This is a genomic window from Scopulibacillus cellulosilyticus, from assembly GCF_042665295.1.
GTDB lineage: Bacteria > Bacillota > Bacilli > Bacillales > Sporolactobacillaceae > Scopulibacillus_A > Scopulibacillus_A cellulosilyticus.
On sequence record NZ_JBHTCO010000004.1, the window covers coordinates 656328 to 681496 of the forward strand.

Annotated in this window: 20 protein-coding genes; 19 read left to right on the forward strand and 1 reads right to left on the reverse strand. The window is 38.2% G+C overall.

Going from position 1 to position 25169, the window contains the following annotated elements:
* Positions 1-65 precede the first annotated feature (65 nt).
* The 10 genes from ACFQRG_RS06430 (at position 66) to ACFQRG_RS06475 (ending at position 13610) form a co-directional block, all read left to right on the forward strand.
* Positions 66-989, forward strand: a complete 924-nt coding sequence (locus tag ACFQRG_RS06430) for a dipeptidase (protein ID WP_380964890.1) — start codon at positions 66-68, stop codon at positions 987-989.
* A 144-nt stretch (positions 990-1133) separates the two neighbouring features.
* Positions 1134-2891: a 2-oxoacid:acceptor oxidoreductase subunit alpha gene (locus tag ACFQRG_RS06435; RefSeq protein WP_380964892.1), complete on the forward strand. Its 1758-nt coding sequence runs from the start codon at positions 1134-1136 to the stop codon at positions 2889-2891.
* The gene (locus ACFQRG_RS06440) at positions 2875-3744 is read left to right on the forward strand and encodes a 2-oxoacid:ferredoxin oxidoreductase subunit beta (protein ID WP_380964894.1); all 870 of its coding nucleotides are present in this window, start codon (positions 2875-2877) and stop codon (positions 3742-3744) included. The genes ACFQRG_RS06435 and ACFQRG_RS06440 overlap by 17 nt, the downstream gene beginning before the upstream one ends.
* Positions 3745-3860: 116 nt before the next feature.
* Positions 3861-5369 (forward strand): tRNA (N6-isopentenyl adenosine(37)-C2)-methylthiotransferase MiaB, encoded by a 1509-nt coding sequence (gene miaB / locus ACFQRG_RS06445; protein ID WP_380964896.1) that lies wholly within the window; start codon positions 3861-3863, stop codon positions 5367-5369.
* Positions 5366-5794: a YlbF/YmcA family competence regulator gene (locus tag ACFQRG_RS06450; protein WP_380964898.1), complete on the forward strand. Its 429-nt coding sequence runs from the start codon at positions 5366-5368 to the stop codon at positions 5792-5794. Before miaB ends, ACFQRG_RS06450 begins: the two co-directional genes overlap by 4 nt.
* 218 nt (positions 5795-6012) lie before the next feature.
* Positions 6013-6600 carry an outer spore coat protein CotE gene (gene cotE, locus ACFQRG_RS06455; protein WP_380964900.1) on the forward strand — a complete coding sequence of 196 codons (588 nt, stop codon included), beginning with the start codon at positions 6013-6015 and terminating at the stop codon, positions 6598-6600.
* A gap of 267 nt (positions 6601-6867) precedes the next feature.
* The gene (mutS, locus tag ACFQRG_RS06460) at positions 6868-9462 is read left to right on the forward strand and encodes a DNA mismatch repair protein MutS (RefSeq protein ID WP_380964902.1); all 2595 of its coding nucleotides are present in this window, start codon (positions 6868-6870) and stop codon (positions 9460-9462) included.
* Positions 9463-9480: 18 nt separating this feature from the next.
* Positions 9481-11451 (forward strand): DNA mismatch repair endonuclease MutL, encoded by a 1971-nt coding sequence (gene mutL / locus ACFQRG_RS06465; protein ID WP_380964904.1) that lies wholly within the window; start codon positions 9481-9483, stop codon positions 11449-11451.
* Between the two features lie 129 nt (positions 11452-11580).
* Complete coding sequence (locus tag ACFQRG_RS06470; RefSeq protein ID WP_380964906.1) at positions 11581-11847, forward strand: atypical membrane-integrating protein (Mistic protein); 267 nt, start codon at positions 11581-11583, stop codon at positions 11845-11847.
* Between the two features lie 1307 nt (positions 11848-13154).
* Positions 13155-13610 (forward strand): GNAT family N-acetyltransferase, encoded by a 456-nt coding sequence (locus tag ACFQRG_RS06475; protein ID WP_380964908.1) that lies wholly within the window; start codon positions 13155-13157, stop codon positions 13608-13610.
* A 75-nt stretch (positions 13611-13685) separates the two neighbouring features.
* On the opposite strand, the gene ACFQRG_RS06480 is transcribed toward ACFQRG_RS06475, so the two are convergent.
* A complete protein-coding gene (locus tag ACFQRG_RS06480; RefSeq protein WP_380964910.1) occupies positions 13686-14255 on the reverse strand; it encodes a dihydrofolate reductase family protein in 570 nt (189 codons plus the stop codon).
* A gap of 902 nt (positions 14256-15157) precedes the next feature.
* Here ACFQRG_RS06480 and aroA point away from each other — a divergent pair.
* The 9 genes from aroA to ACFQRG_RS06525 all read left to right on the forward strand — a co-directional run bounded on the left by aroA (position 15158) and on the right by ACFQRG_RS06525 (position 25160).
* Positions 15158-16507, forward strand: a complete 1350-nt coding sequence (gene aroA / locus ACFQRG_RS06485; RefSeq protein WP_380964912.1) for a 3-phosphoshikimate 1-carboxyvinyltransferase — start codon at positions 15158-15160, stop codon at positions 16505-16507.
* A gap of 457 nt (positions 16508-16964) precedes the next feature.
* Entirely contained in the window at positions 16965-17876 is a 912-nt protein-coding gene (locus ACFQRG_RS06490) for a sulfurtransferase (protein ID WP_380964914.1), read from the forward strand.
* A 66-nt stretch (positions 17877-17942) separates the two neighbouring features.
* Positions 17943-18896, forward strand: coding sequence for a tRNA (adenosine(37)-N6)-dimethylallyltransferase MiaA (miaA, locus tag ACFQRG_RS06495; protein WP_380964916.1), 954 nt, complete (start codon positions 17943-17945; stop codon positions 18894-18896).
* Positions 18897-18940: 44 nt separating this feature from the next.
* Positions 18941-19171 (forward strand): RNA chaperone Hfq, encoded by a 231-nt coding sequence (gene hfq / locus ACFQRG_RS06500; protein ID WP_380964918.1) that lies wholly within the window; start codon positions 18941-18943, stop codon positions 19169-19171.
* A 532-nt stretch (positions 19172-19703) separates the two neighbouring features.
* Positions 19704-20954 (forward strand): ATP-binding protein, encoded by a 1251-nt coding sequence (locus ACFQRG_RS06505; protein WP_380964920.1) that lies wholly within the window; start codon positions 19704-19706, stop codon positions 20952-20954.
* A gap of 82 nt (positions 20955-21036) precedes the next feature.
* Positions 21037-21990, forward strand: coding sequence for a stage V sporulation protein K (gene spoVK / locus ACFQRG_RS06510; RefSeq protein ID WP_380965006.1), 954 nt, complete (start codon positions 21037-21039; stop codon positions 21988-21990).
* Positions 21991-22051: 61 nt separating this feature from the next.
* On the forward strand, positions 22052-23296 hold the full coding sequence (gene hflX / locus ACFQRG_RS06515; RefSeq protein WP_380964922.1) for a GTPase HflX: 1245 nt from the start codon (positions 22052-22054) through the stop codon (positions 23294-23296).
* 9 nt (positions 23297-23305) lie between these two features.
* On the forward strand, positions 23306-24571 hold the full coding sequence (locus tag ACFQRG_RS06520; protein WP_380964924.1) for a methionine gamma-lyase family protein: 1266 nt from the start codon (positions 23306-23308) through the stop codon (positions 24569-24571).
* A 190-nt stretch (positions 24572-24761) separates the two neighbouring features.
* On the forward strand, positions 24762-25160 hold the full coding sequence (locus tag ACFQRG_RS06525; protein WP_380964926.1) for a MerR family transcriptional regulator: 399 nt from the start codon (positions 24762-24764) through the stop codon (positions 25158-25160).
* Positions 25161-25169 lie beyond the last annotated feature (9 nt).

Consider the following 25169-nt stretch of genomic DNA (forward strand, 5'->3'; position numbering starts at 1 on the left):
GATAAAAAGCAGCCTGTTTGTTCTGTAAAGGACAGACAGGCTTTTCACATGGAGGACGGGTATTTATGAACATTTTTGATGGACATTGTGATGTGCTTTACCGCTTAAAGGCGGATCGAAAACTATCATTTAATAAAGATAACGGTTTACATATTACGCATGAAAAGTTACGAAAAGCAGGAGGAAAGGTTCAATGCTTTGCCCTGTTTGTCAGTGATGACGTGCCTGAAGAATCCCGGTTTTCGGCTGTATTGGAAATGATTGATATATTTCATAGAGAAGTGATAGAGCCTTATGATGACATGATCTTTGTTAAATCAAAGCAAGATATTAACAGCTTAAAAGAGGGACAAACCGGGGCGTTATTAACGCTCGAAGGATGCGATGCTATCGGCAAAGACATTATTAAGCTGCGCACGTTGTTTCGTTTAGGGGTAAGATCTGTAGGCTTAACATGGAACCATGCTAATGCAGCGGCAGATGGCGCAACAGAACCAAGGGCTGGAGGATTAACCGGATTTGGGTTTGAAGTTGTTAAGGAAAACAATCGCCATAAAATTTGGACTGATGTCTCTCATCTGTCTGAGAGAAGCTTTTGGGATGTCATAGAAACAGCAGATTATCCAATAGCCTCTCACTCTAATGTTAAAGCTCTTTGTGACCACCCAAGAAATTTGACGGATAAGCAAATTAAAGCGCTTATTAATAAAAATAGCGTCATGGGAATAACCTTTGTTCCTGATTTTCTAACAGATCGTTCCGAAGCAAATATTAACGATATTCTTAGACACGTTGAACATGTGTGTGAACTTGGCGGGGAGAATATCATCGCTTTTGGATCTGACTTTGACGGCATTGAACGAACACCAAAAGAGCTTAATACTTACTCAGATTATCAAAAACTAGCTGAAGCTTGTTTGAAACATTATCCAGAGAAACTCGTTCGAGGATTTTTCTTTGATCATTTTTATCTAGCATTACCTCAATAACCTTGAAAATTTTTTTACAAAGGGTTACATTTTAAAAGTGGTAAGGTTATTAAGTAGATTAAAAGGTTTACAATCCATATAGAGATAATCATGTTAAACTGGGAGAAACGAATGTAACCTACCTAAGTAAAGGGGAGTAGATAAATGATCAATCAGCTTTCATGGAAAGTCGGCGGCCAACAAGGGGAAGGGATTGAAAGCACCGGCGAAATTTTCGCCAAGGCTTTATACCGCTTAGGCTACCATCTATACGGGTACCGCCACTTTTCTTCTCGTATTAAAGGCGGTCATACCAATAATAAAATCCGGGTTAGCACCGAAAAAGTACGTTCTGTATCAGATGACTTGGATATTTTAGTTGCGTTTGACCAAGAAACAATCGATGTTAACTTTGGAGAATTGCGTCAAGACGGCATTATTATCGCTGATGCAAAATTCAAGCCGGTTAATCCGGATGAAACCAAAGCGAGATTATTTGCAGTGCCGTTTACAAAAATCGCCACAGAACTTGGAACATCGCTCATGAAGAATATGGTAGCGGTCGGGGCTTCAAGTGCCGCTTTAGGAATCCCGCTTGAAAGCTATCATTCTATTGTTAAGGAAATTTTCGGCCGTAAAGGCGACAAAGTTGTTGAAAGTAATATTCAAGCAATCGAAAAGGGTGCTGAGTATTTTAATAGTGAAGCAGGCGGCCAAATTGACGGACTAACGCTTGCGCCTGGAGACGGCAAGCAAAGAATGTACATGATCGGCAACGATGCCATTGCCATGGGAGCAATAGCGGCCGGTGTCCGCTTAATGAGTGCTTATCCGATTACACCGGCAAGTGAAATTATGGAATATTTAATTGATAAACTGCCGAAGTTCGGCGGAACGGTCATTCAAACAGAAGATGAGATAGCTGCTGCAACAATGGCCATCGGTGCTAATTACAGCGGTGTCCGGGCGTTTACAGCTTCTGCAGGACCCGGCTTATCTCTAATGGCTGAGTCTATTGGTTTGGCCGGTATGACGGAAACCCCGCTTGTAGTTGTCGATACACAGCGCGGCGGCCCAAGTACTGGGCTTCCGACTAAGCAGGAACAATCTGATATTATGGCGATGATCTACGGGACTCACGGAGAAATCCCGAAAGTCGTTATGGCGCCAAGCACTGTTGAGGAAGCTTTTTACGATATGGTTGAAGCGTTTAACATTGCTGAGGAATATCAATGTCCGGTGATTTTCTTGAGCGACCTGCAGCTTTCACTTGGCAAACAAAGTGTTGATCCGTTTGCTTTTGATAAAATTGACATTCGCCGCGGTAAACTGTCGATAGATCAACCATTACCAGAGATTGACGGTAAAGAAAGCTTTAAGCGCTATGAAAACACGGCTGACGGTGTATCGCCGCGGACAATTCCAGGTATGAAAAACGGCCTTCATCATGTAACAGGGGTCGAGCATGATGAAACCGGCAAGCCGTCAGAGACGGCAGGCAATCGGAAAATCCAAATGGATAAACGGCTGAGAAAGCTTAATAGCCTAAAGTTTAAAAAGCCGGTTCATATCGACGCCAAACATGAAAATCCTGACCTTTTATTAATAGGTATGGGATCGACGCGCGGGGCAATTGAAGAAGCTGGAGCAAGACTTGAAAATGCTGGCATCAGTGTTAACCATGCGCATATCCGGCTCGTCCATCCATTCCCGGTTGAAGAAGTCAAACCGCTGATCGAGAAGGCGAAGCGTGTCGTTGTTGTCGAACAAAACGCGACAGGCCAGCTCGCTGGTTTAATTAAACTAAATGTTGGAGAACGAGATAAAATATCCAGCGTACTTAAATACGATGGCAATCCATTTAAGCCGATGGAAGTTTATAACGAATGTAAAGGAGTTGTTTGTCATGCCAGTCACATTTAAAGATTTTCGCAACAAGGTTCGGCCTAACTGGTGTCCGGGATGCGGCGACTTTTCTGTACAAGCTTCCATACAGCGTGCGGCGGCAAACTTAGGTTTAACACCGGAGAAGCTTGCTGTTATCAGCGGTATTGGCTGTTCCGGAAGAATTTCCGGTTATATTAACTCTTACGGATTTCATGGTACTCATGGACGGGTTCTGCCGCTGGCTCAAGGCGTTAAAATGGGAAACCGCGACATGACAGTCATTGCCGCCGGCGGTGACGGCGACGGTTTTGCGATAGGTATGGGCCATACGATTCACGCGATTCGCAGAAATATTGATATTACTTATATTGTCATGGATAACCAAATTTACGGGTTAACGAAAGGACAAACTTCACCGAGAAGTGAAATGGGCTTTAAGACGAAGAGTACGCCGGCAGGATCCATTGAATCGGCGCTTTCAATTATGGAAATGGCATTAACAGCCGGGGCAACCTTTGTCGCTCAAGGCTTCTCAAGTGATTTAAAAGACTTAACTTCCCTGATCGAACAAGGGATTCAGCATAAAGGCTTTTCACTCATTAATGTATTCAGTCCTTGTGTTACCTATAACAAAGTGAATACTTATGACTGGTTTAAAGAGAATTTAATCAATCTTAATGATATAGAAGACTATGATCCTGCTGATAGAGTAACAGCGATGCAAACGTTGATGGCGCATAACGGACTCGTTAAAGGCCTTATCTATCAGAACAAAGAGAAAAAGTCTTATCAGGATGCTGCACCGGGGCTTAGCCAGGAATCACTTGCCCACAGCGATATTGAGCTAACAGAAGAGCAATTTAAAGATTTAGTCGGAGAATTTATGTAAGGAAACCCCTCACTTGAGGGGTTTTTCAATATGCCATCTTTTCTATAAAGCCAATCTTTGCTATAATAAACAAGTTACCATTATGATAGAGACCTTTGAAAGGAGGCTTCTTAACGATGAGTGAGACTAAGGTAAATAATAAGACTGAGAAAGATTATTCAAAATACTTTCAAACAACTTTCCAGCCGCCTTCGCTGAAAGAAGCCAGAAGGCGCAGAAAGAAAACCGTCCAATTTTTAAATGATTTTAGTATTCCTGAAGATATAAAAGGCATCGGAAAAGATAAAAAGTTTTTAATCCGTACTTATGGATGTCAAATGAATGAACATGATACAGAAGTTATGGCAGGTATTTTAAGCGAGATCGGTTATACAGCTACTGATCGTGAAGAAGATGCGGATATCATCCTTTTAAATACATGTGCGATACGTGAAAATGCTGAGAATAAAGTGTTTGGTGAAATCGGCCATCTTAAAAACTTAAAAAGAGAGAATCCTAATTTAATTTTAGGTGTTTGCGGGTGTATGGCTCAAGAGGAATCAGTTGTCAACCGTATTTTAGAGAAACACCAGCACATGGATCTCATATTCGGAACCCACAATATTCACAGACTTCCACAGCTTCTAAAAGAGGCGCTCTTTAGTAAAGAGATGGTCATGGAAGTTTGGTCAAAAGAAGGCGACGTTGTTGAAAACTTGCCGAGAATGCGTAAGGGTAATATCAGAGCCTGGGTTAACATTATGTACGGCTGCGACAAATTCTGTACGTATTGCATCGTTCCTTATACACGCGGAAAGGAAAGAAGCCGTCATCCGAAAGAAATCATTGATGAGGTCCGCGAACTTGCCCGTCAAGGCTACAAAGAAATTACGCTTCTTGGTCAAAACGTTAATGCTTACGGTAAAGACTTGGAATCCGTTGAAAATTACGGTTTAGGCGATTTGATGGACGAAATCCGGAAGATCGATATTCCGCGGGTCCGTTTTACAACAAGCCATCCAAGAGACTTTGATGATCACTTAGTAGAAGTGCTTGGAAAGGGCGGAAACCTTGTTGAACATATTCATTTGCCGGTTCAATCAGGAAACTCTGATATGTTGAAAATCATGGGCCGGAAATATACGAGAGAAAGATATTTGGAATTGTTCTATAAAATTAAAGAAGCTGTTCCAAATGCCTCATTTACAACGGATATTATTGTCGGTTTTCCAAACGAAACCGATGAGCAATTCGAAGATACAATGTCCTTAGTACGGGAATGCCAGTTTGACGGTGCCTATACGTTTATCTATTCGCCGCGTGAAGGTACACCTGCTGCAAGAATGGAAGATAACATTCCTATGTCTGTAAAAAAAGAACGTTTGCAGCGATTAAATGAGCTTGTCAATGAGCTTGCTGCAAAAAGCAATGCGAAATTAAAAGATCAAGTCGTCGAAGTGCTGGTTGAAGGCACAAGTAAAAAGAATCCGAAAGTACTATCCGGTCATACAAGAACGAACAAAGTTGTTAATTTCCGCGGTCCAAAATCTCTGATCGGTGAATTGGTTAATGTTCGTGTCACTGAAGCTAAAACATGGACGTTAGATGGTGAATTTGTTGAGAAGGCGGGTGTAAGTGTCAAATGACACAATATACGAAGAAGGAAGTTATTGCTAAGGCGCAAGAAATTGCCCAAATGATTGCTTCAACAGATGAAGTCGACTTTTTTAAGCGTGCGGAAGAGAAAATTAACAGAAATGAAAAGGTGCAAAAGTTAATCGCACAAATTAAACTTTACCAAAAAGAATCTGTTAACCTGCAGCATTATCAAAAACATGAAGCTCTTAAGAAAAATGAAGAGAAAATAGATGAACTCTTAAAAGAGCTTGACAGCATTCCGGTTGTCCAATCATTTAAACAGTCTCAAGAAGATGTTAATGACTTGCTGCAATTAATTTCCAATACGATTTCCAACAAAGTCACCGAAGAAATTATTAAATCAACCGGCGGAGACTTACTGGCCGGTCAAACCGGCTCCGCTATCGAATCTAAAAAAACTCAAGGCTGCTGACATTAAACATGTCAGCAGTTTTTTATTTTCAGATAAACTGCATTTAATACTTGTATTTATATTTTCAACCAAACAATGATTTTATTATGTAAACTAAATGTATTTTAATATACCCAAACATCCTGCCTCTTCATAATATGTAGTAAAAATCAAAATCATTCTTTTTAATGGCTGCATGGATATAAAATTTAGCACACTAGTTATTCGCCCTGCATACGATGACAGAGAAGAAGGCAAAGAGGAGGTTTGGACTCGTGGCTGATAACGGCTATAGAGAAATTATAACAAAAGCGATTTGCGGCAAAGGGAAAAAATTCAGTCAAACAGCACATACTGTTTCACCATCACATAAACCTTCTAGTATTCTTGGTTGTTGGGTGATTAATCATAAATATAAAACCCATTATCAAAAGGATTGCGTTATTGTAGAAGGTTCATATGATGTGAACATTTGGTACTCTTACAGTAATAATACGAAAACAGAGGTTGTCACTGAAACCGTAACTTACCGGGATCAAGTTGCATTAACAATCAAAGATAAAAAGGTGATATCTGATCAATTGGAAGTGGCAGCTAGAACGCTGCAAGAACCTAATTGTTTAGAAGCAAATATATCCCCAAATGGCAACAAAATTGTCGCACAAGTAGAAAGGGAATTCCTTGTTGAAGTGATTGGTGAAACAAAAGTCAGGGTTCGAGTTGATGATGATGATCTCTTTGAAGAAGACGATGATTGGGAAGATGAATTAGAGGAAGCCTTTGAAGATCTGGATTCTGACTTTTTAGTCGGCGAAGTAGAAGAATAACATCGCGGGGGAGAAGACGGGGATCTTCTTCCTCGTTTTATTGTCTGAAAATTCAAGTGCACTAAAGGATAAAAGTACAAGTGCAACGAAGCGAGTCTGCGAACAAACTGAATTAGCGAGAATTGTACTCTGAAGTGCTAAGCTGTTGATGTCCCTTTGTGAGGAACAAGCCAATTTTTCTTTTCCAAATTCCGTTTCTTTGTTTTATACTAAGTATCTTATGTTATAATACTTGTCGAATATAGTCATTGTTAGGAGAAGAAAAGCATGGCATATACTCCAATGATCCAGCAATATTTATCGATTAAGGCACAATATCAAGATGCCTTTTTATTTTTTCGTCTTGGTGATTTTTATGAAATGTTTTTTGAAGATGCAAAGAAAGCATCACTTGAACTAGAAATAACTTTAACATCCCGGGACGGCGGACAAAATGAAAGAATACCGATGTGCGGGGTTCCTTACCATGCAGCGAAACAATATATTAAAGTTCTTGTAGAAAAAGGTTATAAGATTGCGATTTGTGAACAAGTCGAAGACCCAAAGACTGCAAAGGGTGTCGTTAAAAGGGAAGTCATTCAACTGATTACGCCTGGAACGATAATGGACAACCAATCTTTAACCCCGAAGGAGAATAACTACCTGACATCAATTACAGCATTTGATGATGAAACATTTGGCTTTGCGATTTGTGATTTAACAACCGGCGAAATGAAAGTCACAAGTATTGCAAGCTGGGAAGGTATTATACAAGAGCTTGCTGCCTATGAATCAAAGGAAGTTGTCGTCTCTTCCTCATTTGATGAAACAGCGTCAAAGGAGTTAAGTCAAAGGCTCGGTGTGACAATCTCCTTTGAAGAAAATGCGGAGATCCCGGACACTTTAAAGGCATTGGCAGTCACTATAGATCAAATTAAAATGCAGCAATCACTGGGCCGTTTGCTCCAATATTTAGTTAAAACGCAAAAGCGATCTCTGGACCATCTTCAGCCGGCAGAATTTTATGCGGTTCAAGATTATATGGCGATAGATCCAAACTCAAGGAGAAACCTTGAGCTTGTCGCCACAATGAAAGATAAGAAGAAATTCGGCTCCCTATTATGGCTTTTGGACAAAACAAAAACGGCAATGGGCGGAAGGAAACTCAAACAATGGATCGAGAAGCCTTTGTTAAATCAAACAACAATTAACGAAAGACTGTCCTGTGTCGAATCATTAATTGATCATTATTTTGAGAGAGAGACCGTCCGCGAGTGCCTGGAGAATGTTTACGATCTGGAACGCCTTGTCGGCAGGGTGGCTTACGGCAATGTGAATGCCCGTGAACTCGTTCAATTAAAACAATCGCTAGCGCAAGTACCAGCTGTTATTCAATCATTAAATGATATTGAAAATGATGTCATAAAACAATTAGCGGACAGAATGGACCCTTGCGATGATGTTAAAGCAATTATTGATAAGGGAATTATCGATGATCCGCCGATATCGATTACTGACGGCGGAATAATTAAAACAGGTTATCATGAGAAGTTAGATCAATACCGTGATATTAGTCAAAACGGTAAAGCTTGGATTGCCGAACTTGAACAAGCCGAACGTAAAAGTACAGGTATTAAATCATTAAAAGTCGGTTATAACAAAGTGTTCGGTTATTATATTGAAGTAACAAAAGCTAATTTAAGGCATTTGCCTGAGGGCCGTTATGAACGAAAACAAACGCTGGCAAACGCTGAACGATTTATAACCCCTGAACTTAAGGAGAAAGAAAAGTTAATTCTTGAAGCGGAAGAAAAAATGGTTGATTTAGAATATGAATTGTTTCAGGAGATTAGAAGCCATATTAAAGCACATTCAAAGAGACTTCAAGAATTAGCGCAGTTAATCAGTCAAATCGATGTCCTGCAAAGCTTTGCGATTGTAAGCGAAAATAATCAATATACAAAGCCGGTATTTACAAAAACCAGAGCAGTTGAACTTAAAGAATCCCGTCACCCGGTTGTAGAACAAGTGATGGAGAATAAAATGTTTGTTGCAAATGATTTATCAATGAATGAATCTTGTGATACCCTGCTGATAACAGGACCTAATATGGGCGGTAAGAGTACCTTTATGAGGCAGGTGGCTTTATCGGCTATCATGGCGCAAATGGGCTGCTTTGTCCCTGCCGAACGTGCCGAGCTTCCGATATTTGATCAGATTTTCACCCGGATTGGAGCGGCTGATGATCTTGTTTCTGGGCAAAGCACCTTTATGGTCGAGATGATGGAAGCCCAGTATGCCTTGTCACATGCAACACAAAACAGCTTGATTTTATTAGATGAGATAGGCAGGGGAACGTCAACCTATGACGGGATTGCTATTGCCCAAGCCATTGTCGAGTATATCCATGACAAAATAGCTGCGAAAACATTATTTTCAACACATTATCATGAGCTTACCGATTTAGAAGACCGTCTGTTAAGATTAAAGAATGTCCACGTCAGCGCTATGGAAGAAGACGGAAAGGTTGTCTTTTTACATAAAGTCTTGCCGGGACAAGCCGATAAAAGCTACGGCATTCATGTTGCCAAGCTTGCAAATTTACCAGATTCATTGATTGACCGAGCAAATGACATTTTAAAAGAATTAGAAGGAAAAGAAGATGCTTCGCTGACTGATCATGCGTTATCTCAGAATACAGTATCAGAAGATAGTGAGCAGCTGACATTTTTCACAGAGCAGGAAACGAATAAAAAACAAACATCTATTAGTTCTAAAGAAAGCCAGATCATTAAAACATTGGAATCATTAGATCTCCTGGCTATGAATCCAATGGAAGCGATGAATGAGCTGTATAAGCTGCAAATGGCTTTAAAAAAATAACCATACGGAGGGTCCGCTTTGGGAAAAATAATCAAACTGGATGAACCGTTAGCAAATAAAATAGCCGCAGGAGAAGTCGTTGAACGGCCGGCATCAATTGTAAAGGAATTGGTAGAGAATTCATTGGATGCCGGTGCCACGCAAGTTCAAGTTGATGTCGAAGAAGGCGGCCTTAATAAAATTAAAATTACTGATAATGGTCATGGCATTGCCCCTGATGATTGCCGAATCGCGTTTGAACGTCACGCCACTAGTAAAATATCAGAAGAAAGCGATCTGTTTCATATCCGCACGCTTGGATTCCGGGGGGAAGCATTGCCAAGTATTGCTTCGGTTTCACATATTGAATTAAAAACAGGGACTGGTGACGGCCCCGGCAGTTACCTTATTTTACAAGGCGGACACGTTATTCAACAAGGGCATTCTGACAGCCGCAGGGGTACTGAAATTACGGTGAGAAACCTTTTTTACAATACCCCGGCACGATTAAAGCATTTGAAAACGATCCATACAGAACTTGGCAATATTACAGATATTATGAATAAATTAGCCCTTGCTCATCCGGATGTACGTTTTCAACTGACACATAATAATAAAATGCTATTAAACACAAACGGACGAAATGATTTAACGCAAGTGATTGCGGCCATTTATGGTATGCAAACAGCCAAACTCTCATTGCCATTCAGCGGCGAATCTTTAGATTTTAAGATTCATGGCCGCGTTGTAAAACCGGAAATAACAAGAGCCGGCAGACAGTACGTCTATATATTGATCAACGGCAGATACATTAAAAACTATCCGATTTTTAATGCAATCATCAATGGATGCCACACTTTGCTGCCTATTGGCCGCTATCCGATCGCTGTTATTCATATAGAAATGGATCCCACGCTCATTGATGTTAATGTTCATCCTGCCAAACTCGAAGCGCGGATTAGTAAAGAAAAGGAACTATGCGGACTTATTGAAAAGACAATCAGAGAAACGTTTCATAAAGAGCGGCTGATTCCTTCAGTAAAGAAGAATGACAAGCCGAAAAGGCCAAAATCCGATCAGCAAACGCTCGATTTTAGCGAACCACCGCTCCCTCAAAGACAACCGGAAAAACGGGCTGAGAAAATAAATTCACATGTGGAAACAGATAACGCTTCAAATCTGGAATATAATCAAACTTTTGATAACAACAATCATACTGATGACAATGACAAGCTTGTCCGAGCCCAGGAACCCCGTCAATACCAGGAGGTCATTCGAGAGTCGGAGAGTATAACTGAGACTATAGAGCAGAATAACGATTTACCAACGCCTGATTCACACGGGGATTTCAATAATGATGTTATAGAAGAGTATACAGCCCATGAAGATCCGCTTGCGGACTCGGAACCGGATTCTCATAACAAAAGACGGATGCCGAAGCTATATCCCATCGGACAAATGCATGGCACTTATATATTTGCTCAAAATGAAGAAGGACTTTATATCATAGACCAGCATGCTGCTCAAGAAAGAATAAAGTACGAATTTTTCCGTGAAAAAGTAGGGCAGACTGAGCATGAGGTTCAAGAATGTCTTGTCCCGATAACATTTGAATTTACCGCAAAAGAATATACTATCATCGAAGAATATCATGATTATTTAAAACAACTAGGGTTAGATTTTGAACCCTTTGGTCAGCATTCCTTTATCGTCCGGGCACATCCGACATGGTTTCCGAAAGGCCAAGAAAAAGAAACCATTGAAGATATTGTTCATCAGCTTTTGGAAAACAGCCATGTGTCTATAAAAAAATTAAGAGAAAAGTTAGCGATCATGATGTCTTGTAAAAAATCAATCAAAGCCAACCATTATTTACGTGATGATGAAATTGAAGCATTGTTAGAACAGTTAAGACTGGCGGAAGATCCGTTTACGTGCCCGCATGGCCGTCCCGTTATCATTCATTTTTCAACGTATGAAATGGAAAAATTATTTAAACGTGTAATGTAAGGGGATTTTAAAGGGCGTGATTTACTTTTGGTTATTTTGCCCAAGGTTTTTTACCGAATAATTGGCTCTTTTTTTTAATGAGTTTTTTATTTTCTCTAACCATTGCCTATACTGTTACGGGTGATGAACATGAAAGCTAACGATCAAGAACGGAAAAAATTTGATAAAGCATTAGACGACATTCTCGAATTGTTTAATGAATTAGAGGATGATAAACCTTTGATTGATTTTGATGACGATGTTATTGAAAATATCGAAAAAACAAAGCTCAAATTCGGTGAAAGTGAAACTAATGAAAAAATTAACACGTTAATACGAGACATGCTTTCATGGTTGGATTTAAGCGATGTCGATTTAGAAGAAGATACAGAAGACGATGAAAAGGAAGAAGAATAACCGCCCAAAACAGGCGGTTCTTTTTTTTAAGACCGAAAACATTAATAAATATCGAATTATACTGTCAGGTAGGTATCAAGAATTGTATACTGGTGAAAAAATTGCACAATCCATTTATGTTGTTAACCGCCTTGCCAAGAAAGCTACAGAGGGCTTCTTCATAGCAAGCTTAGTTATGTTCAGAATCCAATTGCGGCGTCCACTTCTTGAACAATGATTGCCACCGCTGTTTGTTGGAATACCTATGATTATTCTTGGTCAAGGTTACCCCTTACCCGTCCTTATAATAGTCACTGTGTTGGCCGGGATTGGATCGAGCGTCGTTGAAATAGCGTGGGATACCTCATTATAGCAGGCAATTCCACAAAATATGCTCTCTTGGGTGTGATCCTCGATGTCTTTGGCTCTTTTGCCACCATCCTATAGGTATGATACTTGCTGTTCCACTAGCTAACATTATCGGCTACAACACGGTTTCTACTGGAGGGATTATTTTCATCGTCATTGCACTTCTACCATTATCTGAACGACGTGTCCGCCAGATGACAACAGAAGACATTCAGGCACATCCCTTAGATATAGCAAGACGGATATTAAGGATTTTCCCGAAAGTCCAGCTGATGATATAAGAAATGATTTAGGTATGAAAGAAGAGGCTCGAATAAGAAATGCAAGAACCGTTAATGGTAAATATTTTGATGCAATTAAAATGGGAATATTACGAAAGGAATGGGAAGAATTAAATAGAAATTATTTAAAGATTCTTAACTAATGGGAGGCTAATTATTAGTATTGAAATCGCCTCCCTAGTAATTATGTGGAATAGGTTTTATCGTTCAAAATAGAAATAATTTATGGACAACAACTAGAATGTCAAGAAGTTAGGGTTTAAGACTTATATATTATCCGATGCAATAGCTACTTTTGATCGATCTGGATATAATGGGAACCGTTATAAAGTACAAGAAATCCATAAATTATCTTTAGTTAGCCTTAACGAAATGTTTGCAACAGTGGTTTCTACAAAGGATGTACATACAGAAATCAGTAATAAAGCCGAAATGAATATGAAAATTTAGTATTTATAAAGAAATTGATTCTCATTATTTTGGGGAACCTGTTTTTCTCTTTACGGGGTAGCGTCAGCGCCGGTGACTTCAATCACATGGAAATAAATCAGCTTTATTAGGTTATGTAAACAAAATTTAATTATATTCTTTGTTGAGTTAACGGGACAGGGGAGTTGAGATCTAATATAATAATATTTATACTAGTAATCAAAATAATGAGACTTTGGAGTGGGTTTTTTGGAAATTAAAATAGATGATTTAACTGGATCTGAAGTGGCTGAATTGCTAAGGGAGCACATTCAGAGTATGAGACTACATTCCCCGCCAGAAAGTAAACATGCACTTGATCTTGAGGCATTGCGAAAACCAGAAATTACATTCTGGAGTGCATGGGAAGGGGCTGAATTAGCTGGCTGCGGGGCACTTAAGGAACTTGATCGTCGCCATGGAGAAATAAAATCAATGAAAACTGCTTCCTCTCATCTTCGAAAAGGTGTTGCCAAGCGACTCCTTCAACACATAATTGAAGAGGCTAGACGGCGTTGCTATCGACGTTTAAGTTTAGAAACAGGATCAATGGATGCCTTCGAACCAGCTAGAAGGTTATATTCAAACTTCGGGTTCCAATATTGTAGTCCATTTTCAGATTACATTGAGGACCCAAACAGTGTATTTATGACAAAGGAATTATGATTTCATTTTTATCGTCCACCCTATTTGGAATACCGTCAGGAAAATTCGGAAACTACAATATTAAGGTCAATATTATTAATTCCCATTCAAATGATAAATTAGTTGCACAACGCCAGAGGAGAAAGTTCTTGTATTAACCATTTTTAAATTCAACCTCTGATTTATATCAATAAACAACGGTTTTCCTTCTCCCAAAATAACAGGATGAACAGATAATCTAAATTCATCAACAACCCCTAAATTGATAAAAGTTGTAATAAGACTTGCTCCGCCATATAGCCAGATGTCTTTACCAGGCTTATTCTTTAATTTATTTACTTCTTCAAGAATATTATCATTTATGAATATTGCTCTATTAGCAGTCCCTTTTTTCGTTTTGGAAAACACATATTTTTCTTTACTATGAATCAATTCCCAAAGTTCTTTTTCAGTATCATTATCTTCAATTTCTGGAGTAAATTGTCCCCATAAATCGTAACTTTTTCTTCCATAAAAAATAGTATCTATTTGATTTAAGAAATTAATAAACCCCATCTCAGAGTCCATGATGCACCAATCAACTTCCCCATTTTTCCCTTCAATAAAACCATCTAAAGTAACCGCTAAATCCAAAATTATTCTTCTTGGCCTTTGGTTATTGGACATAATTCTTCCTCCCTACAATCATTTAGATATTGTTTAACCCTCTTTAATTCAGAGAAAATGGTCTCGCTAGATTCTTTAACTATTAAAAATTCCTTAACATTTTAAAATCGGAGTAATCGTCAGGAAAATTTGCTCAGCGTTGTAAATCCGTATTTTCCTGACGCTACCTTTTACAAATTCCTTTACATAAATATTTAACTTGGGAAATTAATTATTTTAATGGAATTTATGGTAAAATAGCCTCGGACGATGATTTGGAGTTAAGATAAATTAATCAATAAATAAGTATTCACTACCCGAAGGGAAAAACTTTTATGAGTTACTTCACAATTGCCATAATAATAGTTTTGGCTGTTATTATTGATTGTTATTTACTTGATTTTGATAGAAAAAGATGGGAATTGATGAAAAATTGGCCTAAGCATTATCAGGTTTTATTTTTCTCTTATTTTATAATAGGATCATTTTTAATTTATATTGGTTTGAGTACTTTTAAGAACAACAACCTACAAATTCCATTGGGGGAAAACGTATGGAAAATGAACAGCTAAAGATTTTTGATGAAAACAGAACACAATTAGGCGTTGCCACTCGAGAAGAAGTACATAGGATTGGTTATTGGCATGAAGCCTTTCATTGTTAATTAATGAGAATGTAGGAAGAAATAAATTCGTACCTCATCAAATTGTATTTTATAAAACTGTTATCCAAAAAATAAAGGAACAGATTAAGTAGAAATATCTTGAAAAGTAACAGGCGTTTAAACAGGAGAATTTAGGCTTTTGTTCTTATAACTATCACTTAAACTGCATCCATACTAAAACTATTCCCTACTAAATTTTTGTGATAAAATTATTTTTATTAATTTCTAATATTTAGCTATCATAAAGAGGTGTATTTATTTGACTAGTCCTGATTTAAAAGCCAGATCACCTTGGTCAAATTTAAATGATGTTCAAAGCGTTAAAATTTCGCCAATACAAAATCAACAAATCAATCATGACATTACAATTCCCGGAAGCAAAAGTTTTACAAATAGAGCATTAATTATTGCTGCATTAGCTAAAGGGACTTCAACATTATCCGGGATTCTCAAAAGCGATGATTCCTATTGGTGTATAAATGCTTTAAAGGAACTTGGCGTTAATGTAGAAATAGACGGAGATACGGTCACTGTTAATGGCTGCCATTCAAAATGGCCAAATAAACAATCACATATTTATATCGGTGCTGCCGGTACAATTGCCCGATTTATGCCCGGAGCTTTGGCGGTCAGCAGGGAAGGAAGCTGGGTTTTAGAAGCAAGCAACAGAATGAGTGAACGACCAGTTGCGCCTTTAATAACAGCCCTTACTGATCTGGGTGCGAACATTGAATATTTAGAAAAAGAAGGGTATTTTCCTATTCATATAAAAGGTGCAGGCCTTGAAGGCGGCTCAGTAAGTATATCGGGTAAAATCTCGAGCCAATTTATCAGCGGTTTGCTGTTGGCAAGCCCTTATGCCAAAAAAGAAGTCACTGTATCAATTCCTGACTATATCGTTCAACACGACTATGTCAGAATTACTTTAAGTTTAATGGAGCAATTTGGGGTTAAAGCAAGTTACTCTGATGATCTTTCACAAATTATTATTCCAAAATCAGAGTATGTCGGCCGTGAGCTTCAATTAGAAGCTGATGCATCAACGGCAAGTTATTTTTTAGCTTTAGCAGCTATTACAAATGGACGGATTAAAATTAACAATCTTTTAGTAGATACAAATCAACCCGACATAAAAATGATAGATGTTTATGAAAAAATGGGCTGTAAAGTTGTAAGAGGTAAAGACTATGTTGAATTAACGGGTACCCCAACATTACAAGGGGGATTTGAAATCAGCATGAAAGAAATGTCTGATCAGACCTTAACCCTTGCTTCAATAGCACCTTTTGCTTCAGGTCCTATTACTTTAAAAGATGTTGAACATATACGTCATCACGAATCTGATCGAATCAGTGCTATTTGTACTGAGCTAAATAAATTAGGCATAGATGTTAAGGAAGTTGAAGATGGGTTAACTGTTTATCCCGGAAATCCGTTGCCTGCAACCTTGGATTCTTATGATGATCATAGAGTAGCAATGTCCTTATCCTTGATCGGAACAAGAGTACCAGGTATCATTATCAATAATCCAGGCTGTGTATCTAAGACTTGCCCGGAATACTTTGAATTGCTTAGCCAATTGGGAATTAATGTTGAGTATTTAAAATAACTTAGCAGTTAAGACTTATTAAAAATCAAATTAAACTTACCCCTTAAAGAGCAAAAGTCCTTTAAGGGGGCTTTTAAATAACACGAACAGACCGAAGGGTTACGTTCCCAACGGTCAAAAGTGCTAACTATACCAATACTGGATTTTATATTGAGTTAAATAGCTAAACACTGAAAGACATGTCCTTCGTTCGTGCCGAGATTTTGATGGTAACGCTATTAGTCAACTATTACGAAAACCTCTCGTAACTATATTATTGACACTGTTATATGAATTTATACTGCCTCAGACACAATTAATTTAAAATTCAATATTCGCTAAATAGAGAATGACACCAGCTAATTCACCTGCATGATATAGCCTAGCGTTCACTTTGCCCACAAACAATTGCAAAAACACTTTAAAACATGTTATTGTTAATATTATCCCGGCCATGATTGGAAGGGAGGAGTCAAGATTGAACAGGAATAAGAATTATCCAATACCAATGAAATTTCTTCCCATTTATGAAAAATTACTGCATCCATCTTGGGTAAATAAGCTGATTGAAGGCAAAAATCCTGATGGGCATTTTATTAAAGACTTTAAAATTTTTGAGGTGGATAACAAAGGGTTACACAACTATTATCAAGGCCATATTCCGGGAGCTTTTTATTTCGATACAAATGAGATCGAGGAAAAACCGTTTTGGAATCGTAAATCGGATAAAGATCTAAAACAAGTGTTTGAAAAAAATGGGATTACATATGACCAAACGATTATTTTATATAGTAAGAATATGATGGCAGCTGCTCGTGCAGCTGTTATACTCATGTATGCAGGTGTTAATGATGTCCGGATAGTAAACGGCGGTTATCGGTCATGGCTTTCTGAAGGGTATAAAATTGATAAAATGCCTCATATTCCTGAACCAGTAAAAAACTTTGGAGCAGAAATACCTGCACACCCAAAATATTTTACAAATATAGACAAACTGAAAAATAGCATGTCTAGCACTGAAACTGTGCTTGCTGATATACGAAGCTGGCAGGAATATATTGGTGCTGTCAGCGGCTACAGTTATATTAATAAGAAAGGCCGTATAAAAGGTGCAAAATGGGGACATGCCGGTTCAGACGCCTATCATTTGGAAGATTTTCTTCAAAAAAGCGGAAAATTACGTCACCCTCATGAAATTGCCGATAATTGGGCAAAATGGGGTATTACACCTGACAAACATGTTATTTTCTATTGCGGGACAGGCTGGCGAGCAAGTGTGGCATTCTTCTATGCTTATCTTATGGGATGGAAAAACATTTCTGTCTTTGATGGCGGATGGTATGAATGGAGTAACGACCTTGCCAATCAAATCGAATCGGGATACCCGTAAAAAACATTTTAACCTCACCTCACATAAATATAGAATTAAGATTTTTTCGAGAGAAAGGTAAATAAAATGATTCAAGCAAAGAGAAAAAAAGACAAAGTTGTCGCTGTTGTTGGCCCGACAGCGGTTGGCAAAACAGCTTTAAGCCTTGAGATTGCCTCCCATATGAATGGAGAAATTATTAATGGGGATGCTATGCAGGTCTACAAGGATTTAGACATTGGAACAGCAAAAATACCTGTTAATGAAAGAAAAGGTATCCCTCATCATCTTATTGATTTTTTGCCCCCGGATCATACATATACAGTTGCTGAGTTTCAAAAAGATGCAAGACAATGGATCCGTTCGATTAATCATCAGCATAAGCTGCCAGTTATTGTTGGCGGTACTGGATTATATATAAAAGCAGCTCTATATGATTATCAATTTTCGGATATTGACAGTCAGCCGGAATTGCGAAAAAAACTGGAACATGCCGCTCAAGTGGAAGGCCCTGATTCATTACATAAAATGCTCGCGGAAGTTGATTCGATTGCAGCACAAAAAATTCATCCTAATAACGTGAAGCGGGTGATAAGAGCTTTAGAAGTTTACTATTCAACAGGTGTTCCCTTTAGTAAGCAGCAGCAAATAGACAAACCGGAACCGGTTTATGATATGGTTCTCATTGGTCTGACAATGGAACGTGAACTTCTCTATGAAAGGATTAATCAACGTGTCGATGACATGATTGAAGCAGGATTAATTGAAGAAGCAAGACGACTCTATGACAGCGGGATTCGAAACACCCAATCGGTTCAAGCTATCGGTTATAAAGAATTGTATCTTTATTTTGACGGTGAATGTTCATTAGATGAAGCAATCCGCTTACTCAAACGCAACTCTAGGCGATTTGCTAAAAGACAATTTACATGGTTTAAGCACCAAATGGACATTACTTGGTTTGATATGACAGGTTTTAGCTCGCATTTTTCACAAATAGCTCAAGAAATCCTTGCGTATGTGGCAGGAAAGTTAGTATAAAAGTCGAAGTAACAGTTATAGAGAAAAAGAGGAGGATCATGGCAATGAAACAAACCATTAACATTCAAGACACGTTTTTAAACCAGCTTCGTAAAGAAGGAACTTTTGTTACTGTCTTTCTTCTTAATGGATTTCAACTGAAAGGAACAATTAAGGCATTTGATAATTTCACAGTGCTTATTGAAACTGATGGAAAACAACAGCTGATTTTTAAACATGCGATATCAACCTTTTCGCCGGCACGCCCGGTACGCTTGAATACACAAGACGAGTAAACAGCCCCCCTAATCATGATATGATTAGGGGGTATTTTATTTTGTCCGGGAAACAATTTTAAACATATGATTGAATATTTCCCCGGCAAGCGCATAAGTCGACAATATGCTTAAAAATAAATTTTTAAATTGTCGAACTATTCATTACCCTGGCGTATTTTCTTAGAAAAACTGTTTTTTAAGAATAAAAATTTTATCTCATCAAACATTATAAGGTATAGGGTGGTGATTTCATGGAAAAAAAGAAAACGGAAAAAGAAAATAGAAATGTTAAAACCATGAAAAATGACAAAATGTCGAAAGCACAGCAGCCATTGCCGCAGCCGAAGGATTACGAGGAAATTGAATATTAAAATTACAGCTTAGCTTTATAAATTTACAGAATCCGGTTTCGGATTCTGTTTTTTAATTTAGAAATTAAAGTTCCTCTATCGTCTTTCTTTAACTTATATTATGATAAGATTGGGTAAGAAAAAGAGTGAGGTGAGTAATGGCAGAGCTTTAATTGCAGCGTTGGTCAGGAGGATACTTGATGTTTGTGGAATTTTGCATTCAAATATTTTTAGTTTTAACGATACTCATTTTATACCTCGCTTGGACGAGACTTCATCCAAAATTAACAAAGCAAAAATTTGTTTTTTTATTTTTCTTTTGCAGCTTAATTATTATTTTATGTATGTCATATCCGGTTAAGTATCATTCGGGTATCATTATGGATTTACGAATCATTCCCTGGATGGTGTCCTTTTTATACGGCGGTTTTTTTGTAGGGATACCTACAACACTGATTATGTTTATTTATGGCTTTTTTGTTGATGGGACCAGCATTGGTTACATTATTTTTTCCCACATAATTATTATTATTTTTATGCTAATGATTAAGAAAAAATTTGAAGAGAGCAGTTACTTAAATAAATTAAAATATACAAGCGGTGTTCTGTTACTTCACGATGTTTTTGTTATTTTTTTGTTATATATCAATCATAGTAATATGATTTACCATTCAAAATTATTGATTTCTATGGGTATTATCATTGTTCCAATACTTGCAAATTGGTTGGTTATCTTCTTAATTGAAGCTATCCAAGCCAACGAAAAATTTCGACTTGAGATGGCGCGTTCAGAAAAGATTCATATTGTCGGTCAATTAGCCGCAAGCGTTGCTCATGAAGTTAGAAATCCTATAACAGTTGTAAAAGGGTTTATGCAATTAATACAGCACGATGAAGAAATGTCCGGACGCTATCACTACTATTTACAAACGATGGAGAAGGAGCTTGACAGAGCAACGGGAATTATTAATGACTATTTATCGCTTGCCAAACCGCAAGAAGGCTGTACAAAAATTATTAATATGACAGAATTACTGCAATTTGTTTGTCAAACACTGCATTCTTATGCCTTTATAAATGGTGTGAAATTGCATTGTAAAGCCAAAAAGGCTTATTATGTTAAAGGCAGTATCGAGAAAATGCAGCAGCTATTGGTTAATATTATAAAAAATGGAATTGAAGCATCACCTAAAGAAAGTGTCATGGATTTAGACATTCTCGAAGAAAAAAAGCATATTTTAATAAAGATCAGAGATTACGGACAAGGAATGACGGCAGAACAAATTGAAAAAGCGGGGATGCCGTTTTATACAACAAAAGAATCTGGTACTGGTCTCGGCTTAATGGTTTGTTACCAAATTGTAGAAGCGTATAATGGGAAAATACATATTGATAGTGAACTTCATAAAGGCACCTGTTTTACAATAAAATTACCGGCTTATAATGGTTAATAGCTATAATATTTATAGGCGTTTGTCACAAAAGATCATTTCACAACGTATAATAAACCAAAGGAACAGTGAGGTGAGCTTAGTGTCGGGAACCTATACATTTAAGCAAAAAGGCCAAATAAACGTGGTTTTGAGCCAGAAGAAGGAAAAAGAAAAAGATTTGCCTTTTACGGCTAATAAAGAAGAGCGGACGAAGCATCAGCCCCTCGAGCAAATGGAAGCTAAGCTAAACCGGCTGGTTGGTTTAGAAGAGGTTAAACGTACTGTCAGGGAAATTTACGCCTGGTTATATATTTGCCAAAAAAGAAAAGAACAGCATCTGAAGGTGGAAAATCATTCTTTGCACATGCTGTTTAAAGGAAGTCCAGGTACAGGAAAGACGACAGTCGCACGGCTGTTAGGCGAATTGTTCCGGGATATGGAAATTTTGCCCAAGGGCCATTTAATTGAAGCTGAACGGGCGGATCTCGTCGGCGAGTATATTGGCCAAACAGCCCAAAAAACAAGAGAATTGGTTAAAAAGGCACTAGGCGGTATTTTATTTATCGATGAGGCTTATTCACTGGGGCGCGGCGGTGAGAAGGATTTTGGAAAAGAAGCGATTGATACGTTAGTTAAACAAATGGAGGATAAAAAAGATCAATTTGTTCTCATTCTTGCAGGATATTCCAACGAAATGGAAGATTTTTTAAGCTTAAATCCCGGGCTCCCGTCCCGCTTTCCGCTGATCATCTCTTTTCCAAACTATACAGATTCCGAATTAATGACAATCTCAGAACAAATGATAGAAGAACGGGATTATAAATTAACGACTGAAGCAAGCCGGAAACTGGCCAGACACTTGAAGCAAAAGGTTTATGAAAGCGATCAAACATTCAGTAACGGACGGTATGTAAGAAACCTTATAGAGAAAATGATACGGCTGCAGGCAGTTAGATTATTAAGAGAAGGAAGCTATGATCGTGATTCTTTATTAACGCTTCGGGCCTGCGATCTTAATATTGAAGAAAAAGAGTTAAATAGACAATCATTTTAATTTTAAATTAATGTTCAAAATTCCCAGGAATTTTAACATCTAGTTCAAAGGCAGGTATGACATGGAACAAATTATATTAGTCGGTTGCCAATTGCCCGATTTAAGTGATGAAGCGTTTTCCTCCTCAATGGATGAATTAGCTTCATTAACGGATACAGCCAGCGGCAAAGTACTGGTAACTGTTACACAAAAAAGACAACGAATTGACGCTGCAACTTATATAGGCAAAGGAAAAGTTGAAGAACTCAAAGCGCTTGAAGAAGATGTTGAAGCGGATACAATTATTTTTAATGATGAACTTTCACCAAGCCAACATTTACAGTTAACCAAAATTTTAGATGCTAAAATCATTGACCGGACTCAACTGATTTTGGATATCTTTGCGATGAGGGCGAGATCAAGAGAAGGACAGCTGCAGGTTGAACTGGCTCAATTGCAATATATGTTACCAAGGTTAAGCGGGATAGGTACGTCCTTATCCCGTCTTGGGGGCGGCATCGGCACAAGGGGCCCCGGAGAAACCAAATTAGAAACAGATCGCCGTTATATCCGCAAACGAATTGATGATATTAAAAAACAATTAAATGTTATTGTTCATCATCGCGAGCGTTATAGGGAGCACCGCAAGAGCCAGCAGCAATTTCAAATGGCTTTAGTCGGTTATACAAATGCCGGCAAGTCGACATTATTTAATAGGTTAACGACAGCAGAATCTCTTGAAGAAAATAAGTTATTTGCGACATTAGACCCTTTAACGCGAAAATGTAAATTGCCAAACGGTTTCATCCCGCTGTTAACCGATACCGTTGGTTTTATACAGCACTTGCCGACCCAGCTTGTCGCGGCTTTCCGCTCAACACTCGAGGAAGTCAGCCAAGCTGATTTAATCATTCACGTCATTGACGTCTCTCATCCTGATCATCGCCAGCATGAAGAGACTGTTGATAAATTACTACTGGAACTTGGCGCTTCCAGCATTCCACAGTTATTTATTTATAATAAAAAGGATTTATTAACGGAAAGCTTTATTCCGCCAAAAGACGCCTTGCTTGTGTCGGTTCTGGACGATAGTGATTTGGAAAAGATTCGTTCATCTATACAAGAAAAGATCACCCGGCAGATGATACCGTACCATACCGAGATCAATGCACAAAACGGAAAATTAATGTCAATGTTAAAGACACAAACAATCGTTATTGAAAATCGTTATAATGAAACAAATGATTGTTATGAATACAAAGGATATGTTTCAGAAAAATCCCCGTTACTTCATATTTTAACTGACAGGAAAAATACTAAGGAGTAAAGATAGAAAATGTACGAACAACTAAAACATGGCATGAAATTACAAGAAGTGGTCATAGATATTGAGAAGCAAATTGCCCAGGTTTTTCAGGACATTGATCACATGATTGAAAAAAATCAATTTAAAGTATTAAAAAGCTTCCAAAAGCATCAAGTGACAGATGCTCACTTTCATGGCACGACAGGCTATGGATACGATGATTTTGGGAGAGATACCATCGAAGCGATATATGCGGATGTATTTGGGGCGGAAGCGGGATTGGTGCGACCCCAGTTAATATCCGGGACACATGCGATAACGACTGCCTTATTCGGCGTGCTTAGACCCGGAGATGAATTGATCTATATCACAGGAAAACCTTACGATACCCTTGAAGGTGTCATTGGACTAAATGACAGCGGTAACGGGTCCTTAAAGGATTTCCACATTAATACGAAAATTGTTCCCCTTAAAGATAACAAAATTGATATTGATAGTGTAGGACAAGCTATTAGTGCAAAAACAAAAATGATAGCCATTCAAAGATCATGCGGCTATGATAAACGCCCATCATTTTCGATCAACGAAATCGGCCAGGCTATCCAGCAAATTAAAGCCGATTTTCCAAATATCATTGTATTTACAGATAATTGTTACGGGGAATTTACTGAAGACAGAGAACCAACTCAAGTTGGTGCTGACTTAATGGCGGGTTCTTTAATTAAAAATCCTGGCGGGGGGCTTGTTAAATCCGGAGGGTACATAGTAGGAAATCAAAACCTTGTTGATCAATGCGCTGAACGATTAACAGCACCAAGTCTTGGGAGAGAAGTCGGACCGACGGCAGGGCATTTATCTGATATGTATCAAGGTTTTTTTCTGGCTCCTCATGTAACAGGACAAGCTCTAAAAGGGGCTGTTTTCACCGCAGCATTAATGGAAAGACTGGGGATGAAAACAACACCGTCTTGGCATGACAAAAGGACGGATCTTATTCAGTCTGTGACATTTGATGATCCGGAAACAATGGTCTTGTTTTGCCAGGAAATCCAAAAAGCTTCCCCGATTAACTCGCATGTCAAACCATATCCGAGCGAGATGCCTGGTTACGATAGTAAAGTCATTATGGCAGCGGGGACGTTTGTACAAGGTGCAAGTCTGGAGTTATCGGCAGACGGTCCGATACGGCCGCCATTTACAGCCTTCGTTCAAGGCGGACTGACATTTGCTCATGTTAAAGCAGCTGTCTTATCTGCGTTAGATGTATTAATGGATAAAAACCTTATACATGTTTAAAACTCGCTAAGACAGCGAGTTTTTTTATAAATTAAAACCACCTGTGAAAATAGGTAGTTTTGATTAGCAATAGCTGAATCTTAAATTAACTAAATTTTTTATAAAAAAGTCATGTAAGAAATCCTAACATCACTTGACAGTTATAATATCATATAATAAACTAAAGAAGAGCGAAAGGGGGATATTTAAAATGGATAAAGAAATTCGCCGTACAATGCCTGTTTTTCCAATGAGTATTGTACAAAAATTAACTGGTTTATCCGCCCGTCAAATTCGATATTATGAACAGCATCAACTCATTTATCCCGAAAGGACAGAAGGAAACCGGCGTATGTTTTCTTTTAATGATGTTGAAAGACTTTTGGAAATTAAATCTTTGTTAGATGAAGGTGTGAATTTGGCCGGGATCAAGCATGTTTTGAATATGAAGCCGCTCACGGACGAGCATCCCTCTTCTAAGAATGAACAAACGAAAAAGGAATTATCTAATGCAGATGTCATGAAGTATTTGAAGGCTGAACTTATCGAAGCCGGTAAGTATGGCAAATCATCATTGATACAAGGGGAACTTTCACGCTTTTTCCATTAAGAACCCCTT

What these genes read in the sequence shown, in the direction of transcription:
- ACFQRG_RS06520 (WP_380964924.1), top strand. Translation starts at nt 23,306, where the DNA reads ATGTACGAACAACTAAAACATGGCATGAAATTACAAGAAGTGGTCATA.
- ACFQRG_RS06450 (WP_380964898.1), top strand. Translation starts at nt 5,366, where the DNA reads ATGACACAATATACGAAGAAGGAAGTTATTGCTAAGGCGCAAGAAATT.
- ACFQRG_RS06435 (WP_380964892.1), top strand. Translation starts at nt 1,134, where the DNA reads ATGATCAATCAGCTTTCATGGAAAGTCGGCGGCCAACAAGGGGAAGGG.
- ACFQRG_RS06430 (WP_380964890.1), top strand. Translation starts at nt 66, where the DNA reads ATGAACATTTTTGATGGACATTGTGATGTGCTTTACCGCTTAAAGGCG.
- hflX (WP_380964922.1), top strand. Translation starts at nt 22,052, where the DNA reads ATGGAACAAATTATATTAGTCGGTTGCCAATTGCCCGATTTAAGTGAT.
- miaB (WP_380964896.1), top strand. Translation starts at nt 3,861, where the DNA reads ATGAGTGAGACTAAGGTAAATAATAAGACTGAGAAAGATTATTCAAAA.
- ACFQRG_RS06505 (WP_380964920.1), top strand. Translation starts at nt 19,704, where the DNA reads ATGTTTGTGGAATTTTGCATTCAAATATTTTTAGTTTTAACGATACTC.
- ACFQRG_RS06470 (WP_380964906.1), top strand. Translation starts at nt 11,581, where the DNA reads ATGAAAGCTAACGATCAAGAACGGAAAAAATTTGATAAAGCATTAGAC.
- hfq (WP_380964918.1), top strand. Translation starts at nt 18,941, where the DNA reads ATGAAACAAACCATTAACATTCAAGACACGTTTTTAAACCAGCTTCGT.
- ACFQRG_RS06525 (WP_380964926.1), top strand. Translation starts at nt 24,762, where the DNA reads ATGGATAAAGAAATTCGCCGTACAATGCCTGTTTTTCCAATGAGTATT.
- ACFQRG_RS06480 (WP_380964910.1), bottom strand. Translation starts at nt 14,255, where the DNA reads ATGTCCAATAACCAAAGGCCAAGAAGAATAATTTTGGATTTAGCGGTT.
- mutS (WP_380964902.1), top strand. Translation starts at nt 6,868, where the DNA reads ATGGCATATACTCCAATGATCCAGCAATATTTATCGATTAAGGCACAA.
- miaA (WP_380964916.1), top strand. Translation starts at nt 17,943, where the DNA reads ATGATTCAAGCAAAGAGAAAAAAAGACAAAGTTGTCGCTGTTGTTGGC.
- cotE (WP_380964900.1), top strand. Translation starts at nt 6,013, where the DNA reads ATGACAGAGAAGAAGGCAAAGAGGAGGTTTGGACTCGTGGCTGATAAC.
- ACFQRG_RS06440 (WP_380964894.1), top strand. Translation starts at nt 2,875, where the DNA reads ATGCCAGTCACATTTAAAGATTTTCGCAACAAGGTTCGGCCTAACTGG.